At 55.4% G+C, this 16051-nt stretch carries 19 protein-coding genes; 7 read left to right on the top strand and 12 right to left on the bottom strand.

The annotated features are described in order from the left end of the window. Nucleotide 1: 1 nt before the first annotated feature. A complete protein-coding gene (locus LC431_RS11050; RefSeq protein WP_223509814.1) occupies nucleotides 2-1027 on the bottom strand; it encodes a luciferase-like monooxygenase in 1026 nt (341 codons plus the stop codon). A gap of 217 nt (nucleotides 1028-1244) precedes the next feature. Here LC431_RS11050 and LC431_RS11045 point away from each other — a divergent pair, with 217 nt between their 5' ends. From LC431_RS11045 to LC431_RS11035, 3 genes are read left to right on the top strand one after another with little or no spacing between them, the layout of a single operon-like run. Beyond that, the gene (locus LC431_RS11045) at nucleotides 1245-2219 is read left to right on the top strand and encodes an HlyD family secretion protein (protein WP_112152047.1); all 975 of its coding nucleotides are present in this window, start codon (nucleotides 1245-1247) and stop codon (nucleotides 2217-2219) included. Next, nucleotides 2216-3388: an ABC transporter permease gene (locus LC431_RS11040; RefSeq protein ID WP_013573829.1), complete on the top strand. Its 1173-nt coding sequence runs from the start codon at nucleotides 2216-2218 to the stop codon at nucleotides 3386-3388. Before LC431_RS11045 ends, LC431_RS11040 begins: the two co-directional genes overlap by 4 nt. Then, nucleotides 3385-4548 (top strand): ABC transporter permease, encoded by a 1164-nt coding sequence (locus LC431_RS11035; RefSeq protein ID WP_013573830.1) that lies wholly within the window; start codon nucleotides 3385-3387, stop codon nucleotides 4546-4548. The genes LC431_RS11040 and LC431_RS11035 overlap by 4 nt, the downstream gene beginning before the upstream one ends. A 54-nt stretch (nucleotides 4549-4602) precedes the next feature. Here LC431_RS11035 and LC431_RS11030 read toward each other — a convergent pair whose 3' ends face one another. Together LC431_RS11030 and LC431_RS11025 are read right to left on the bottom strand one after the other, a co-directional pair. After that, the gene (locus LC431_RS11030) at nucleotides 4603-5481 is read right to left on the bottom strand and encodes a U32 family peptidase (RefSeq protein WP_013573831.1); all 879 of its coding nucleotides are present in this window, start codon (nucleotides 5479-5481) and stop codon (nucleotides 4603-4605) included. Nucleotides 5482-5495: 14 nt separating this feature from the next. Next, nucleotides 5496-6491 (bottom strand): peptidase U32 family protein, encoded by a 996-nt coding sequence (locus tag LC431_RS11025; protein ID WP_013573832.1) that lies wholly within the window; start codon nucleotides 6489-6491, stop codon nucleotides 5496-5498. 315 nt (nucleotides 6492-6806) lie between these two features. Between LC431_RS11025 and LC431_RS11020 the strand changes: the two genes are divergently transcribed. Continuing rightward, on the top strand, nucleotides 6807-7328 hold the full coding sequence (locus LC431_RS11020) for an SCP2 domain-containing protein (protein WP_217244184.1): 522 nt from the start codon (nucleotides 6807-6809) through the stop codon (nucleotides 7326-7328). Then, nucleotides 7322-7825, top strand: a complete 504-nt coding sequence (locus LC431_RS11015) for a GNAT family N-acetyltransferase (RefSeq protein ID WP_013573834.1) — start codon at nucleotides 7322-7324, stop codon at nucleotides 7823-7825. Before LC431_RS11020 ends, LC431_RS11015 begins: the two co-directional genes overlap by 7 nt. Before the next feature lie 40 nt (nucleotides 7826-7865). Here LC431_RS11015 and LC431_RS11010 read toward each other — a convergent pair whose 3' ends face one another. Then, the gene (locus LC431_RS11010; protein WP_013573835.1) at nucleotides 7866-8168 is read right to left on the bottom strand and encodes a GIY-YIG nuclease family protein; all 303 of its coding nucleotides are present in this window, start codon (nucleotides 8166-8168) and stop codon (nucleotides 7866-7868) included. A 115-nt stretch (nucleotides 8169-8283) separates the two neighbouring features. On the opposite strand from LC431_RS11010, the gene LC431_RS11005 reads away from it, so the two are divergent. Together LC431_RS11005 and LC431_RS11000 are read left to right on the top strand one after the other, a co-directional pair. Then, nucleotides 8284-8718, top strand: a complete 435-nt coding sequence (locus LC431_RS11005) for a YhbP family protein (RefSeq protein ID WP_013573836.1) — start codon at nucleotides 8284-8286, stop codon at nucleotides 8716-8718. A gap of 105 nt (nucleotides 8719-8823) precedes the next feature. Beyond that, nucleotides 8824-9465 (top strand): hypothetical protein, encoded by a 642-nt coding sequence (locus tag LC431_RS11000; RefSeq protein ID WP_013573837.1) that lies wholly within the window; start codon nucleotides 8824-8826, stop codon nucleotides 9463-9465. A 98-nt stretch (nucleotides 9466-9563) separates the two neighbouring features. Here LC431_RS11000 and LC431_RS10995 read toward each other — a convergent pair whose 3' ends face one another. The 8 genes from LC431_RS10995 to phnH all read right to left on the bottom strand — a co-directional run bounded on the left by LC431_RS10995 (nucleotide 9564) and on the right by phnH (nucleotide 16050). Then, nucleotides 9564-10202 carry an acetyltransferase gene (locus LC431_RS10995; protein WP_014411573.1) on the bottom strand — a complete coding sequence of 213 codons (639 nt, stop codon included), beginning with the start codon at nucleotides 10200-10202 and terminating at the stop codon, nucleotides 9564-9566. 8 nt (nucleotides 10203-10210) lie between these two features. Next, entirely contained in the window at nucleotides 10211-10786 is a 576-nt protein-coding gene (gene phnN / locus LC431_RS10990) for a ribose 1,5-bisphosphokinase (RefSeq protein WP_014411574.1), read from the bottom strand. A 75-nt stretch (nucleotides 10787-10861) separates the two neighbouring features. Next, nucleotides 10862-11998, bottom strand: coding sequence for an alpha-D-ribose 1-methylphosphonate 5-triphosphate diphosphatase (gene phnM, locus LC431_RS10985; protein ID WP_013573840.1), 1137 nt, complete (start codon nucleotides 11996-11998; stop codon nucleotides 10862-10864). Next, nucleotides 11995-12702, bottom strand: a complete 708-nt coding sequence (gene phnL / locus LC431_RS10980; RefSeq protein WP_112197547.1) for a phosphonate C-P lyase system protein PhnL — start codon at nucleotides 12700-12702, stop codon at nucleotides 11995-11997. The genes phnM and phnL overlap by 4 nt, the downstream gene beginning before the upstream one ends. Nucleotides 12703-12730: 28 nt before the next feature. Beyond that, entirely contained in the window at nucleotides 12731-13522 is a 792-nt protein-coding gene (phnK, locus tag LC431_RS10975; protein WP_013573842.1) for a phosphonate C-P lyase system protein PhnK, read from the bottom strand. Further along, entirely contained in the window at nucleotides 13522-14397 is an 876-nt protein-coding gene (locus LC431_RS10970; RefSeq protein WP_013573843.1) for an alpha-D-ribose 1-methylphosphonate 5-phosphate C-P-lyase PhnJ, read from the bottom strand. The genes phnK and LC431_RS10970 overlap by 1 nt, the downstream gene beginning before the upstream one ends. Continuing rightward, nucleotides 14387-15469 carry a carbon-phosphorus lyase complex subunit PhnI gene (locus tag LC431_RS10965; protein WP_223509813.1) on the bottom strand — a complete coding sequence of 361 codons (1083 nt, stop codon included), beginning with the start codon at nucleotides 15467-15469 and terminating at the stop codon, nucleotides 14387-14389. Before LC431_RS10965 ends, LC431_RS10970 begins: the two co-directional genes overlap by 11 nt. Then, a complete protein-coding gene (phnH, locus tag LC431_RS10960; RefSeq protein WP_013573845.1) occupies nucleotides 15469-16050 on the bottom strand; it encodes a phosphonate C-P lyase system protein PhnH in 582 nt (193 codons plus the stop codon). Before phnH ends, LC431_RS10965 begins: the two co-directional genes overlap by 1 nt. Nucleotide 16051: the final 1 nt, after the last annotated feature.

The raw sequence follows: 16051 nt of genomic DNA, 5'->3' as shown, positions 1-16051 counted from the left end.
GTTAGCCAATACGCTGCGCTTTAACCAGTTCACCTTGAAGCTGTGAAACAATCTCGAATGAATGCAGGCGTGCCTGATGATCAAAAATCTGGCCGTTGATCATCAGTTCATCGGCTTCGGTTTCACGCAGAATATTTTGCAGACCCTGACGCACCGTTTCTTTATTGCCGACCACCGACATACGCAGCGCATTATCCACGCCAAAACGTTCCTGAGCGGACCATAAGTTTTCGATGTTATCAACCGGCGCAGGCAGTTTGCCCGGCATGCCGCGACGCAAATTGATGAACTGCTGCTGATTAGAGGTGAACATCCGGCGCGCTTCTTCATCCGTATCGGCAGCAATGGCATTGATACAGACCATTGCGTGCGGTTTCTCAAGCTGCGCGGAAGGCTGGAACTTGCTGCGGTAAATCGCTAACGCCTGATACAGCATGTCTGGTGCGAAATGTGAGGCGAAGGCAAATGGCAGGCCGAGGGCCGCCGCCAGTTGAGCGCTGTACAGGCTGGAGCCGAGTAACCAGATCGGCACATGCAAACCCTGGCCGGGCACGGCCTGAACCGGCTGCTGAGGCTGAACATCACCGAAGTACATCTGCAATTCCTGCACATCCTGCGGGAAGTTATCGATTTCACCGGAAAGATGGCGGCGCAGGGCAATCATGGTGCGCTGATCGGTACCCGGCGCACGGCCCAGCCCCAGATCCACACGGTTCGGATAGAGCGTGGCGAGCGTACCGAACTGTTCTGCAATCACCAGCGGTGAGTGGTTTGGTAGCATCACGCCGCCGGAACCCACACGAATCGTTTTCGTCCCACCCGCGATATACCCCAGCAGCACAGAGGTTGCCGCACTGGCGATGCCGGTCATATTGTGGTGCTCTGCCATCCAGTAACGCTGGTAGCCCCATTTCTCGGCATGCTGTGCCAGATCCAGTGAACACTGGAATGCGCGGGCAGGATCCGCGCCTTGCGGAACCGGTGCCAGATCGAGAACGGAAAGGGGAACGGTGTTTTTATCAGACATAATCGCAGCTCACTCTTAATGGAGGTGAGGGGAGAAAGTATTCACTCCGCTCATAATTAGAACGAGTATTACCCAATGCTGACGTATTGAATACGGCATTTGTGCTCTTAAATGCCGTTTAAACATCCTAAAATCAGATTGAAATAACTTAAACTATCATTTCAGCCAATATGTTGTTTTGTGTTAAAAACGGGCAAACAAAAAGGGTGTCGCACCGATGAGTAAACGAATTTTATTGACCCTCCTGCTGGTCGCCGTTGCGGTTTCTCTGGCGGTGCTGTTTCGGGCGCACAATCAGGATCTCTTGTTACAGGGCGAAGTTGACGCGCCGGAAGTGATTGTGGCGTCGAAAGCTAAGGGCCGCGTCATAGAGCGCCATGTGGAACGCGGCGACGATGTCAAAGCCGGGCAGCTATTGATCACCCTCGACAGCCCCGAGCTGATGGCGCAGTTGCGCGCGGCCGAAGCGGCGCGCGATCAGGCAAAAGCCCAGCTTGATCTTTCCGTTAACGGCACCCGTGAAGAAAGCATCCGTAACCTGAAAGCCACGCTGGCGCAGTCGCAGGCGGAATACATTAATGCACGTGATCTTTATAACCGTAATGCCCAAGTGGCGACCAAGGGCTTTATTTCTGCTTCTGATTTAGAAGATTCCCGCCGTGCCCGCGACAGTGCTTATCAGCAGGTATTAGTCGCCAAAGCTAATCTGGATGAAGGCGTCAACGGCGACCGCGTTGAGCAACGCGAAAGCTATGCCGCCCAGTTGCGTCAGGCGGAAGAAGATCTGCTGGAAGTGAAAGCGCAAACCGATGATTTGCAGGTTAAAGCACCGGTTGATGGTGAAGTCGGGCCAGTTCCCGTGGAAGTCGGCGAGCTGCAAAATGCCTCGAGTCCGTTACTGACGTTAGTTCGTCTGCCTGATGCGTATTTCGTGTTTAACCTGCGGGAAGATATTCTGGCGGGCGTGCGTAAAGGCGATAAAGTCCAGATGCGCGTTCCGGCGCTGAATAACCAGATGATCGAAGCTGAAGTGCGCTACATTGCACCGCTCGGCGATTATGCGACCAAACGTGCCACGCGTGCGACCGGCGACTTTGATTTAAAAACCTTTGAAGTGCGTCTGTACCCTGCGAAACCGGTGCCCGGATTACGACAGGGCATGAGCGCGTTGTGGCAATGGAAAGCTAAGTGAGACCGGTTAAAGCGCCGCGCAGTGAAAGGGTAAAAGCCGCATGGCGCTGTTTCAGTCGGGCTTTTACCCGCGAGACCCGGCACGCTTTCCGCAAGCCGGTGATTCACTGGTTGTGCTGGATTTTCCCTTTGCTGCTTTTCGGGCTCATCAGCAGCAACTTTTCGGAAGGCACTTTGCTGGATTTACCGGTTTCTGTGGTCGACAACGATCACAGCCCGCTGTCCAAAACGCTGGTCCGCAAACTGGACGCCGGTTCCCATGCGCACGTGCAGGCTTTCGGGGGGGGCTTACCGGAAGCGGAATACCGTCTGCGTACCGCGCAGGATTACGCGCTTTTGTATATTCCCAACGACTTTGAAGCCGGCGTGCTGGCTGGAAAACAGCCCAGCGCGGTGCTCTATTACAACGCTTTATTCTATGGTGCCGGACTGTACTCCACTCAGGATTTCAGCGGACTGATCACCGAACTTAACACCCGTTACCGTTCAATTATTGCGACAGAAATGGGCAAAACGCTGCCGTCGCTGGCAAGCGTCGATGTCTCTTATGGCAGCTTATTTAACGCCAGCGGCAGCTACATCTATTACCAGCAATTTGCCGCGACCATTCACCTGCTGCAATTGTTTACAGTAACCTGCATGATCTACGTGATGGCGCGCAGTCAGGCCTTACTCAGCGCGCCTTCTTTCACTCTGGCATTGCTCGGTAAACTCGCACCGTATACGTTGTGTTTCACCACTTTGCTGATGGTGGAAATCGCTATGCTGGTCGGATTCTTTGACGCACGTGTCAGCGGTAATCCCTTATACATGCTGCTGATCGGTTTTTTCTATGTGATCGCCGCACAAAGTCTTGGATTGCTGCTTTTCACCTTCACCAAAACCACGATCACGGCTTACACCATGATGGGGATTTTCGTCAGTATCGCGCTGACATTCTCGGGAATGGCGGTACCGGTACTGTCGATGCCACTGCCCGCCCGTATTATCTCCGGCATCGAACCCCTGAGTTACGCACTGGCCGCCATGTTTGACGTTTTCCTGCGCGAAGTGTCGGTGCGCGGCATCCTGATGGTGTGCTGCATCCTGCTGATCTATCCGCTGCTGACCAGTTTGCTGGTACGTAAACGCCTGTATATGCGGATGAAACAACAGGAGCCAGGACAATGACCGGTCGCGAATGGGTTAAAACCTGGTGGAAAACCTTCGGTAAAGTGCTCACCGGTTTGCTCGATAAACCGATGTGGATGATGTTGCTGCTTTCACTGTGCGTGATGAGTCTGGTGTATGCCAACCGTACGGTGTGGGATTTGCCCGTCGCGGTGATCGACCAGGATCACAGCACCGCCAGTCGCATGCTGGCCCGTCAGCTTGATGCGGGATCGAAAATTGCCACTGTCGCTTATGACAATCTGGCGGAAGCGGAACACGATCTGGCGCTGCGAAAACTGTTCGCGGTGATCATCATGCCGGTCGATCTGGAGAAGAAGATCCTCGCCGGACAAAACATCGTGATCCCGGTGTATGGCGATGCGACTAACCGGCTGGCAAACGGGCAAATCCAGCAGGATGTGCTCGCGGCGTATCAGTCGATCCTCACGCAGTACAATACGGATTTGCTGCTCAGTAACGGTTTCAGTGAGCGTCAGGCCAGCGTGGTGCTTTCCCCGATCCTCGGCCAGTCGCTTGATGTGTTTAACCCTGGCATCAGTTTTGCCGCGATTATTTTCCCCGGCTTGCTGGTGATGTTATTGCAGCACTCGCTGCTGATCGCCAGCGTGCGTGTCAGTATTGTGCTCAATAGCGGGCCTGCCGGGAAACCTTCGATCCCGGCTTTTCTGGGGGGGATTTCGGCGCTGATCCCGGTCTGGCTGTTTCTGTCGATCGTATTGTTTGTGCTGTGGCCGTGGGTATTGGGTTACCGGCAAACGGCCACCATTCCTGAAATTTTGCTGCTGACCTTCCCGTTCCTGCTGGCGGTTCTGGGCTTAGGAAAACTGGTGACGGAATGCCTGCGCAGCGTGGAGCTGATTTACCTGACGCTGGCCTTCCTGACCACGCCGGTGTTCTATATTTCCGGTACCATCTGGCCGTTGCAGGCGATGCCAGCGTGGGTTCGGGCCATTTCTTCGATGCTCCCTTCAACGTGGGCGACTAAAGCGATTGCCGGTGTGAATCAGATGGGATTGCCGTTTAAGGATGTCGGCGGTGACATTATGATGCTGCTGATCCTCTGCGTGTTTTACACATTCATCGGCATTGCCGTGGGCATGCTGCGCGATGGTGTCCGGCTGCGCGCGATGTTCCGGCCGAAGCATCCCCGCGCATAAAAAAAGGGATATGACCGTAACGTCATATCCCTTTTTAATTTTGTCTGCATGCGGTTACTGACGCAGTTCCAGCCCGGCGACGCGCTGCCAGTAGCCGTTACAGTCGGCTTTATCGGTGAGCGTCAGCGGATGCAGACCACGTTCGTTAGTACGAAACGCTTCGAGTGTGGCGAGCGTGCCGATGGTTTCCGGCGACAGACGCACAATATCCACCAGTCCCTGCATCGACGTCAGTTCATTGCCGAGGTTATAGCAATACCCGCTCTGCGTCTGAATGCCGTTGAGCACGAACACCTGCTGATTTTCCTGAGACAGCATTTTGCGGCCCTGCGGATAATTGATGCAGCAGGTTTCACACTCATCCTTCGCCCGGTTTTCTGAGCGTGCGGTAAAACAGCGCGCCGAATACGCCAGCGGCAGATGTCCGTAGGACAACACTTCCACTTCAAACTTATCGCGGATGCCCAGATCCTGACACTGGTTCAGCAGGTTCACCAGCCAGTCGCGGGAAAGCTCGACCGGCATACACCAGCGCACCATGCCCTGTTTTTGCAGGATTTTCAGCGTGACCGCGTTATAGCAGTTCAGCGCATGGCCGACGACAAACGGCAGGTTACGCTCAGCCGCCATATTCACCGCGCCGAAATCATTGGCTTCCAGCAAAAACTCGCCATTCTCCACATAACGTTTCAGTTCGTTAAGCTCGGACGGTGCCTGTAACAACGCCAGCGTGGAAATCACCACCTGTTTGCCGGTTGCTGCCAGCTGACGGGCGATCTCCAGCCAGTCGTTCACTTTCATTTCACGGCGTTTGGTACATACATTTTCGCCGAGGTAAATCACATCCGCGCTGCTGGCCGCCGCGGCCTGATAAAAATCTTCAACCTGTGCTTTCGGCCAGTAATAAAGGATGGTGCCTAAAGAATATTTCATCATCGTCTCTTCAGTTACTGCCACTTGCGGTGATAGGCACCGAGCGTCGTTTGTGTGCCCTCAGACATGGAACCCAGCGTGTTCATCCAGGCTTCATCGGTTTTGAAGTTTTGCGGATCGGCCATACAGCGGTCGATGGCCGCACGCCATACGCGCGCGACCTGGCTGACGTACGCCGGGCTGCGCTGGCGTCCTTCAATTTTCACCGAGGCAATATTCGCGGCGAACAGTTCCGGTAATAATTCCAGCGTATTCAGGCTGGTTGGTTCTTCCAGCGCATGGTATTTCGCGCCATCCACCAGATAACGACCTTTGCACAGCGTCGGATAACCGGCGTTTTCACCTTCTTCATAACGGTCGATCAGGACATCATTCAGCCGTGATTCCATGCCCTGTGCGGTCTGTTGCCAGCGCACGAACCGCGCCGGAGAACAGGCACCGACGGTATTTGGCGATTCACCGGTCAGATAAGACGAAAGATAGCAGCGGCCTTCGGCCATAATGCACAAACTGCCGAACGCGAACACTTCCAGCGGCACAACGGTAGTACGGGAAAGCTGACGCACCTGATGCATGGAAAGCACACGCGGCAATACCACTCGGGCGACATCAAAGTTGCGTTTATAAAAACGAATGGCTTCGTCATTGGTGGCCGAAGCCTGCACCGACACATGGCGCTCAACGTGGGGATATTTATTCGCCGCGTAATCCAGCATCGCCAGATCTGCCAGAATCAGCGCATCAGCGCCGAGTTGTGCCGCCATATCCACCGCGCGTTCCCAGCGCTGATAGCCGTCAGGATGTGCAAACGTATTGATGGCGATATGCAGTTTACGGCGGTGGCGGTGAACATAACTGGCGGCTTCCTGCAGCTTTTTTTCCGTAAAATTCAGGCCGGCGAAATGGCGCGCATTGGTGTCATCTTTCAGGCCGATATAAACCGCATCAGCGCCATTGTCGATTGCCGCTTTCAGCGCAGGTAAATTTCCTGCCGGGCAAAGTAGCTCCATTCTCGTTCCTTACTGCAACCGGTCAGCCAAAGCTGAAAAGTTGGGGGTGATGAAAAGCCAGTTGCCGACGTCATTCATTCATCAGTCAGGGCTTTGATTGGTGAACTATTTTAGAGAAGGCAGGGATGCAATATTTTGATTTGAGGCAGTTTCTGCGGCGTTGAAGGGCTTACCGCCGTCGGGGAGGTTGTACGTGGCGTTTTTCTGTTGCAGTATTTATTGATGTAGACCGCTGAACGTTCCCGGCAATGTGTCAAAATAGGCCGTATAACTGCCTTAAAACTTGCCGAAAAGTTACCGAAAGGAGTAGTGCCAGTGTTGCAAAAACTACGTGCACGTTTGGTCCGCCAGGGCCCATCCCTGTTGAGTGTGCCTTTGAAATTTACGCCGTTTGCGTTGCAGCGTCAGGTTGTGCAACAGGTGCTGAGCTGGCAGCTTCGTCAGGCGCTGGCTGATGGCGAACTGGATTTCCTCGAAGGTCGATGGCTGAAAATTGATGTCAGCGATCTGAATCTGAGCTGGCTGATGTCGGTGGACGAAGGCAAGCTGGTGATCGCTGAACACGGCGAGGCGGATGTCAGCTTTAGGGGAAGCGCCAACGACCTGATCCTGATCGCCGCGCGCAAAGAAGACCCGGATACGCTTTTCTTCCAGCGACGTCTGCGCATTGAAGGTGACACCGAGCTCGGTCTGTATGTGAAAAATCTGATGGATTCTATCGATCTCGATACCATGCCGCTGTTGCTGAAAAACGGTCTGCTGCGTCTGGCCGATTTCGTCGAAGCGGGACTGCAGGAGGACCGCGGGTCAAAAACTCCGGTAGCTGAGCCATGCTAATCCGTACTGAAATTCCGGTCGATGCTGCGGGCATAGACCGTCTGCTGCGCGCCTCATTCCCGACCGGCGCTGAAGCTGATCTGGTGCAGGAATTGCGCGAAGATGGTCTCCTGACGCTTGGCGTGGTCGCGACCGACGATGAAGGTGGCGTGGTCGGTTATGTGGCGTTCTGTCCGGTGGATATCCAGGGCGAAGATCGCAACTGGGTCGCGCTGGCACCGCTGGTGGTAGAGCAATCTCTGCGGGGGCAGGGGCTGGGAGAAAAACTGGTATACGAAGGGTTAGATTCCCTGAATGAATTTGGTTACGCCGCCGTCGTGGTATTGGGTGATCCTGCCTATTACAACCGTTTCGGTTTTAAACCTGCCGCCGTTCACGGGCTGCATTGCCGCTGGATTGGTACCGAAGCTGCGTTCCAGTTGTTCACCTTATCAGACGATGCGCTGTCTGACGCCAGCGGGGAAGTGGTTTTCCCTTCAGCATTTAACCGTTTCTGATTTTACTCAGAGGCAGTAAAGGCCGGTTTTCCGGCCTTTTTTATTTCCCGCTTTCCGCTAATCCCAGATAATTTTCCAGGCATTCCGGCGCGTTTCTCACCAGCAGCTCTTTCTGCGCCTTACTCAGTTTTTTGACTTTTATTTCCAGCTTTGATGCCAGCGAACGGTCACCCGCAGGGCACTGGAATGCCAGCTGTAATTCCCCTTTTCCACGCAACGATTTCGCCCCTTTACCCGACTGATGCTGGCCGAGACGCCGCTGGACGTCTGTCGTGATGCCGGTATACAACATCCCGGTGGGGGTTCTCAGCATATATAAAAACCAGTTGGCGGCGGTGGGCATAAGCTCGGGTATGGGAAAGAAAAGGTTGTGTAAGTTTACCCGAAAGGCACAACAGAGTGAGGCAAAACATCGGCATACCGCGTTAAACTGCGAGAAATGAAAATAAGGATCGGCGATGAATAACCCTGATGACCTGAAACATATCCTGAAATTTCTGAAAAAGAACCATGTGCTGGCGCTGTGTGCCTCTGCTGACGGTGAAATGTGGAGCGCTAATTGTTTTTATGTCACCGACGGGGACAGCATGACGCTGTATTTCATGACGGAACTTAAAACCCTTCATGGTTCGCTGATGTCCCGATCGCCCCACATTGTGGGGACGATTGCGCCACATCCGAAAACCATCGCGCTGATTAAAGGCATTCAGTATCGCGGCAAAGCGACCGTTCTTGAGGGTGAGGAGGAAAGCCGTGCACGCAGTCTGTATTGCAAACATTTCCCCGTCGCCATCGCGATGAAAGCGCCGGTCTGGGCGCTGAAACTCAGTCATATCAAAATGACGGATAACGCGCTGGGATTTGGTAAGAAACTGCTGTGGGATCGGCAGTGAGTCTGACTGTCAGCAGTAACAGGAACTGTCTTATAGCGTGATATTCACATTCAGGTAACACTTCAATTCTCTGTGTTTGTATGCCGTTATTTAAAAGGAAGTGATATGGCAAAAGCTCTTCTGCTGGGTGGAAGCGGGCTGATCGGGCGGGAGCTTTTACGCCTGCTGCAACTGGATCCACGTGTCAGCCGTATTGTCGCGCCGAGCCGCCGTCCGCTACCACCGGGCAATAAACTGATTAATCCGCTGGGCGCGAATCTGACCTCGCTGGTTGTCGCACTCGATGAACCAATTGATTTGCTGTTCTGCTGCCTGGGGACCACGCGTAAACAAGCGGGCAGTGCACAGGCATTTCGGGCAGTCGATTACGATCTGGTGGTCGATTGCGCCAAAGCAGCACGGGAGCTGGGCGCACGTCATTGTCTGGCCGTCAGCGCCCACGGTGCGGATGCGCATTCGCGTTTCCTCTATAACCGTACCAAAGGGGAAATGGAACTGACGCTGATGCAGCAGGGCTGGCCGTTGCTCACGCTGGTCAGGCCGTCTCTGCTGGTTGGCCAACGTCATCCGCCGCGCCTGCTCGAACAACTGAGTGCGCCGTTATTCAAAATGTTGCCAGGAAAATGGAAAGCCGTTGAGTCTGATGTCGTGGCAAAAGCCTTGCAGGAACAGGCATTTAACGCCGGTCTGGGCGGGATCACCGTGCTGGAATCCGATCAGATTGCCGCCAGCATTGAAGAACTTTAATTGGTGTGATCCGCTGAAGCGGATCCTTGTGATAAGGTATCAGGCAAAAAACGCAAATTTTCTGCCTGCCCGACCTTAAGCCTGATCCCTGTCGATCTTTACAGATATTTTTCCGCAAACACCGCCAGATCTCTGAAGTCTGGCATCCTTTCTTTCAGCGTTTCATGATCCCAATTCCACCACTGACTTTTCTCGATCCTGGCGATCATATTGTCGTCAAAACGCATGCCAATCTTTTTCGCTGCCACACCCGCGACGATGGAGTATGGCCCGACGTCTTTGGTCACCACCGCCGACGTGCCGATTACTGCACCATTGCCGACGGTCACACCAGGCATCAGCACCGCGTTATGGCCAATCCACACATCGTTACCGACCGTGACGTGATGCTCACGCCGCCAGTCAAAGAAATCCTGATCGTCTTCACCGAGTCCGTACGCCGAACTGCGGTAAGTAAAATGGTGCTGCGCCACACGCTGATAAGTCGGATGATTGCCGGGATTGATCCGCACATAGGTGGCGATTGACACAAATTTGCCGATCGTCGCGTAGAAGATCTGATTGTTTCCGGCGGTGTAGGAGTAATCACCGATCTGCGTTTCTTCGATGATCGCGTTATCTGCAATATGCACATACTGTCCGAGCTGCGATCCGTTCAGCTCGACCTGCTGACCGATTTTAGGCTGGGCGTAATTTTGTTCATCAGCCAGTGAAAAGGGAGAAATAATGTCTGTCATAGGATCCTTCATCGCGAAGTTACGGGATAAACGGGCACGCTGACCGGTAATGAAAGGACAGCCAGAAGATGCTGTAAAGTTTCCTGCAATGCGCCATCGTTGTTTAGCAGATGGCAGCCGGCGGGCAGCGCGCTGGCATATTCTCTGGCGCGCTGAAGACGACAGGCAATTTGCGCCGCGTCTTCGCGCCCGCGCTGCGAAAGGCGCGAGGCCAGTACATCGTCTGAGACCTGTAAACACACCGGCAGCAGGCGCTGACCATAACGCTGACGGGCTTTTTCCAGATGCGCGCGCGAGCCGTTCATGACCACATGACAGCCCAGTTGCATCCAGTGGTCTATCTCAATGCCCACGCCATACCGGCACTGATGCGCGTGCCATTCCAGCGCGAACAACCCCTGCTGGCGACGCTGAAGAAATTCGGCTTCGCTCAGCGCAATATGGTTTTCCGAACCGGCGTCTGCGGGGCGCGTAATATAACGATGTGCCACGGTGACGCTGGCCGGTAAATGCTGGCGCAGGGCGTCGAGCAGACTGTCCTTTCCCGAACCCGAAGCGCCCATCAGATAGAGTAAACGACTCATTTTTTCTCCCTTGCTGAGTAAGAATTCGGCCTGCTGCCTCTCCTGCGAAGGGGGAGGAGCAGAACTCTTCTCCCCTCAGAACACCTGAATGCCCTGACGCCAGACGTTTTGCACGTAGTGATGATCGCCATGTGCCCGTGCCAGCACCAGATCAGCGCGCTTGCCTTCTGCGATTTCACCACGATCCTGCAATCCGAGCGCATTGGCCGGATTACGTGTCACCAGCTTCACCGCCTGCGGCAGGCTGAAAGCGTTATTGTCGTCAGTTGCAATGCGGAAGACCGCATCGAGCAGGCTGGCGGGATAGTAATCGGAAGAGAGAATATCCAGCAGGCCGAGCGAGGCCAGATGGTGCGCCGCGACGTTGCCGGAATGCGACCCGCCGCGCACGATATTCGGTGCGCCCATCAGCACCTGCAAACCGTTGGCGTGCGATGCACGCGCGGCTTCTTCAGTGGTCGGGAATTCGGCGATCACGCTGCCGAGTGCCAGTGATTCTTCAACATGCGCGGCAGTCGCATCGTCATGGCTGGCCAGCGAAATATTGCGCTCGCGGCAGTGTGCGGCAATCGCTTCACGGTTTGGCTGCGCCCAGCGGCGCGAGAGGGCTATTTGCTCTTCCTGATAGTCGTCCATCTGCTCGTCGTTAAGGTTGTACTTGCCCTGATAATACTCACGATACTTCTGCGGTGTGGCGAACTGGCGCTGGCCGGGCGAATGGTCCATCAGCGAAACCAGTGACAGTATTGACGTATCCATCAGCTTCTCGAACAACGGCAATGTGGTTTCATGCGGCAGTTCGCAACGCAGATGCAGCCGGTGTTCGGCGCGGTTCAGTCCGGCATTCTGGCTGTTGATGATGGCGTCGATCATCTTTTGCAGATTATCCAGACGATGCCCGCCGTCGCGCACATCGCCGACAGCGACGGCGTCCAGTACCGTGGTAATGCCGCTGGCAACCATCAGCGCATCGTGGCTGCTCATGGCAGAATGGGCCGGCCAGTCCACTTTCGGTCGCGGCGTAAAAAATTTATCCAGATTGTCGGTGTGCAGTTCGATTAAACCCGGCAGCAACCAGCCTCCCTGCGCATCCAGCGCTTGCGGCAACTGACTGCTGCTGTCTGCGAAGGCGCTGATCACGCCATTTTTCATCTCAAGCGATCCTTCAACAACCTGATCGTCGAGTACCAGTCTGACGTTATTGATGATCATACGGACATCTCCGGCGCCGTTTCCGGGCTCATTTCATACAAACGATCGGCAACACGTTGGCGCACATCTTCATCGTGGAAAATCCCGACTACTGCTGCTCCGCGCGCTTTGGCCTGTTCAATCAGCGTGACCACGGCGGCGCGGTTGGTCGCATCCAGCGAGGCGGTCGGTTCATCGAGCAACAGCACCGGATAATCCACCACAAAGCCGCGGGCGATATTCACGCGCTGCTGTTCGCCGCCGGAAAACGTTGAGGGCGCAAGATGCCACAGGCGTTCCGGCACATTCAGATGGCGCAGCAATGCGCTGGCGCGGGCTTCGCTTTGCGCTTTATCCACACCCAGTTCCAGCAGCGGCTGCATCACCAGATTCAGTGCGCTGATACGTGGGATCACCCGCAGAAACTGGCTGACCCAGCCGACCGTATGGCGGCGAACGGCCAGGATCTCGCGCGCTTCGGCGCTGACCATATCAATCTGCTGACCCTGATGTTCGACCCAAATTTTGCCGCTGTCCGGCAAATAGTTGCCGTATAACGAGCGCAAAAGGGTGGATTTTCCGCTACCGGAATGGCCGTGCAGCACCACGCATTCCCCGGCATCGACCGTCAGGCAAGCGTGGCTGAACACCGGTAATCTGGCGCTATTCTGGTTATGCAGAACGAAAGTTTTACTGAGATTTTCGACCCTGAGCTTCGTCGTCATTTTGGTCACTCTTTCTCTGGAATTAGATTCAGGACAGCACGGAAGAAACCAGCAGCTGCGTATATGGATGATGCGGATCGTCGAGCACGCGGTCGGTTAAACCACTTTCCACCACCTGACCTTGCTTCATCACCAGCAAACGGTGTGCAAGCAGGCGGGCAACGCCGAGGTCATGGGTGACAATCACCACCGCCAGTTGCATTTCCACCACCAGTGTGCGCAGCAGATCCAGCAGACGCGCCTGAACGGACACGTCCAGGCCACCGGTCGGTTCATCCATAAACACCAGACGCGGATGCGTCACCAGATTGCGGGCGATTTGCAGACGTTGCTGCATCCCACCGGAAAACGTGGTCGGCAGGTCATCAATACGTGAAACGGGGATTTCGACATCTTCCAGCCACTGACCGGCTTTCTTGCGGATATCGCCGTAATGACGTTCACCGACCGCCATCAGACGCTCGCCGATATTGCCACCGGCAGAAACCTGGCGGCGCAAGCCGTCCATCGGATGCTGATGCACCACGCCCCAGTCAGTGCGCAGCAGACGGCGGCGGTCACTTTCTGGCATGTCGTACAATGACTGCGCAGTGGTCTGGCCGTTGTTGTAGATGACCTGTCCTTCCTGCGGCGCAAGACGGGCGGAAATCGACTGCAACAGCGTGGTTTTGCCGGAACCGGATTCGCCGACAATACCCAGCACTTCACCGGGATACAGATTGAATGACACATCGCAAAAGCCTTTACCCGGCGCATAAAGATGGGTCAGGTTATTCACCGACAGCAGCGGTTCGGCGGCGAGATTTAACGGAGTGTTCATCAGCGGTTACCCTCGTTTGAAGCCTGTTGCTCAACCTGCTGAGCACAAAAATCAGTGTCGGAGCACACGAACATGCGGTTGCCCTGATCGTCGAGCACCACTTCATCGAGATAGCTGTGGTGCGAGCCGCAAATCGCACAAGGTTCATCCCATTGCTGAACGGTGAACGGATGATCGTCGAAATCCAGACTTTCGACTTTGGTGAACGGCGGCAGGGCGTAAATGCGTTTTTCACGTCCGGCACCAAACAGCTGCAATGCGGGCATCATGTTCATTTTCGGGTTATCAAATTTCGGGATCGGCGACGGATCCATCACGTAGCGGTCATTCACTTTCACCGGATAGGCGTAAGTGGTGGCGATATGGCCGAAGCGGGCGATGTCTTCATACAGTTTCACCTGCATCACGCCGTATTCTTCCAGCGCGTGCATTTTGCGGGTTTCGGTTTCACGCGGTTCGATAAAGCGCAGAGGTTCAGGGATCGGCACCTGGAAAATCAGGATCTGATCTTCCTGCAACGGCGTTTCCGGAATACGGTGACGGGTCTGGATCAGGCTGGCTTCCACGGTTTTCCCGGTCGTTTTCACTCCCGCGACGCTCTGGAAAAATTTGCGGATCGACACGGCATTGGTGGTGTCATCCGCGCCCTGGTCGATCACCTTCAGCACATCTTTTTCGCCGATCACGCTGGCAGTGAGCTGGATCCCGCCGGTGCCCCAGCCGTAAGGCATCGGCATCTCGCGACCGGCGAACGGCACCTGATAACCGGGGATCGCCACGGCTTTGAGGATCCCGCGTCGGATCATGCGTTTGGTCTGTTCATCGAGATAACCGTGGTTGTAGCCGGTGATCGTTTGGGCTGCATTATTGTTCATTGGCGGAGTCCTGTTCTTTCGCGGCGCGCAGGCGTTTTAACAACTCCAGTTCGGCCTGGAAATCGACGTAGTGCGGCAATTTAAGATGCGAGACAAAACCGGCAGCTTCGACGTTATCGGCGTGGGACAAAACGAATTCTTCATCCTGCGCCGGACTGCTGATCTGCTCGTTGTATTCACGGGTTTGCAGTGCGCGATCCACCAGAGACATCGACATCGCTTTGCGTTCGACGCGACCAAACACCAGCCCGTAGCCACGGGTAAAGTGCGGCGGTTTGTCTTCCGGCGCGACAAAACCGTTCACCATCTCGCATTCGGTCAGCAGGATTTCGCCGATATCAACCGCAAAACCCAGCTCTTCCGGCACGATTTCGACGGTGAGCCAGCCGGTACGGATTTCACCGGCGAACGGGTGATTGCGTCCGTAACCGCGCTGGGTGGAATAACTCAGCGACAGCAGGAAACCTTCGTCACCGCGCACCAGTTGTTGCAGGCGCGCTGCTCGGGAGGCCGGAAACACCGGCGGCGTACGGGTGATATCTTCCGGCTCCGTGCCGTCATCTTCTTCACGAACTGCCAGCTGCTGATTCGTCAGCAAATCAAACACATGGCCGCACTGTTCCGGCTGGGGTTCATCGGCTATGGGTGTGAACGGTGCTTCACCTTCGGCCAGCAGCGCGAAATCCAGCAGGCGGTGGGTGTAATCGTAAGTCGGGCCGAGCACCTGTCCGCCGGGCAAGTCTTTATAAATGGCGGAAATCCGGCGTTCGAGGCGCATCGATTTTGTGTTCAGCGGCTCGCTGGTGGCCAGACGCGGCAAGGTGGTGCGGTAAGCGCGCAGCAGGAAAATGGCTTCAACCAGATCCCCGCCGGACTGCTTAATCGCCAGCGCGGCCAGTTCACGGTCATAAATCCCGCCTTCGCTCATCACACGGTCAACGGCTAAGCCCAGTTGTTGTTCGATCTGGTCACAACCGAGTTCATTTACCCCGGTGTTGCCACGGCGCTCGTGCGCCAGCAACTGGTGAGCGGCGGCAATCGCCTTCTCACCCCCTTTAACGGCGACGTACATCAGCACACCTCCACGCGCGTGGTGCGCGGTATGGCAATCAGTTCTTCGCCGCAGGTGAACATAAAGTCCAGTCCCAGCGGGAAACGGTGAGGGCGGTTGAGCAGATAGTCGCGAACGCAATCAGGCAACAGCGGAGAAAGGGTCCGGCTGTTTTCAATACCCGGCCCGCGCAGACGCAGCGGGGTGCCGCCGGTCAGGCTGTCCAGCTGAACAATCACGCTGGTGGCCAGCTCCGGCGACATTTCATCACCGCAGGGGAAAGCCAGCAGGGTGGCGCTGTCGAGCGCCGGATCGGCCAGCGCAAAACTGACGGCGGACGGGTCATCGGTGAGCACTGCGCCGGTATGAAAGCGCAGGTTTTTACGCAGGATTTCATCGTTGAGCGAGGCGCTCAGCCACAGCGGCGTGTCGTTATCGATAAGTGTCAGCAGCACGCAGGCGCTGGCGGAACCTAAAGCACCGAAACCAGGCATGGCGGGGAGTTGCACGCTGACGCCAGGCTCGCTTAACGCTTTGAGGATACGGCGAAAACTGTACTGCGCATCGGCAACCGGATGTTGAAAACTGGCAACAAGTGACATG

Source organism: Rahnella sp. GSA61A (genome assembly GCF_019969905.1).
GTDB lineage: Bacteria > Pseudomonadota > Gammaproteobacteria > Enterobacterales > Enterobacteriaceae > Rahnella > Rahnella aceris.
The sequence above is the reverse complement of the archived record's forward strand: the minus strand, read 5'-3'. Positions and strand labels throughout refer to the sequence as shown.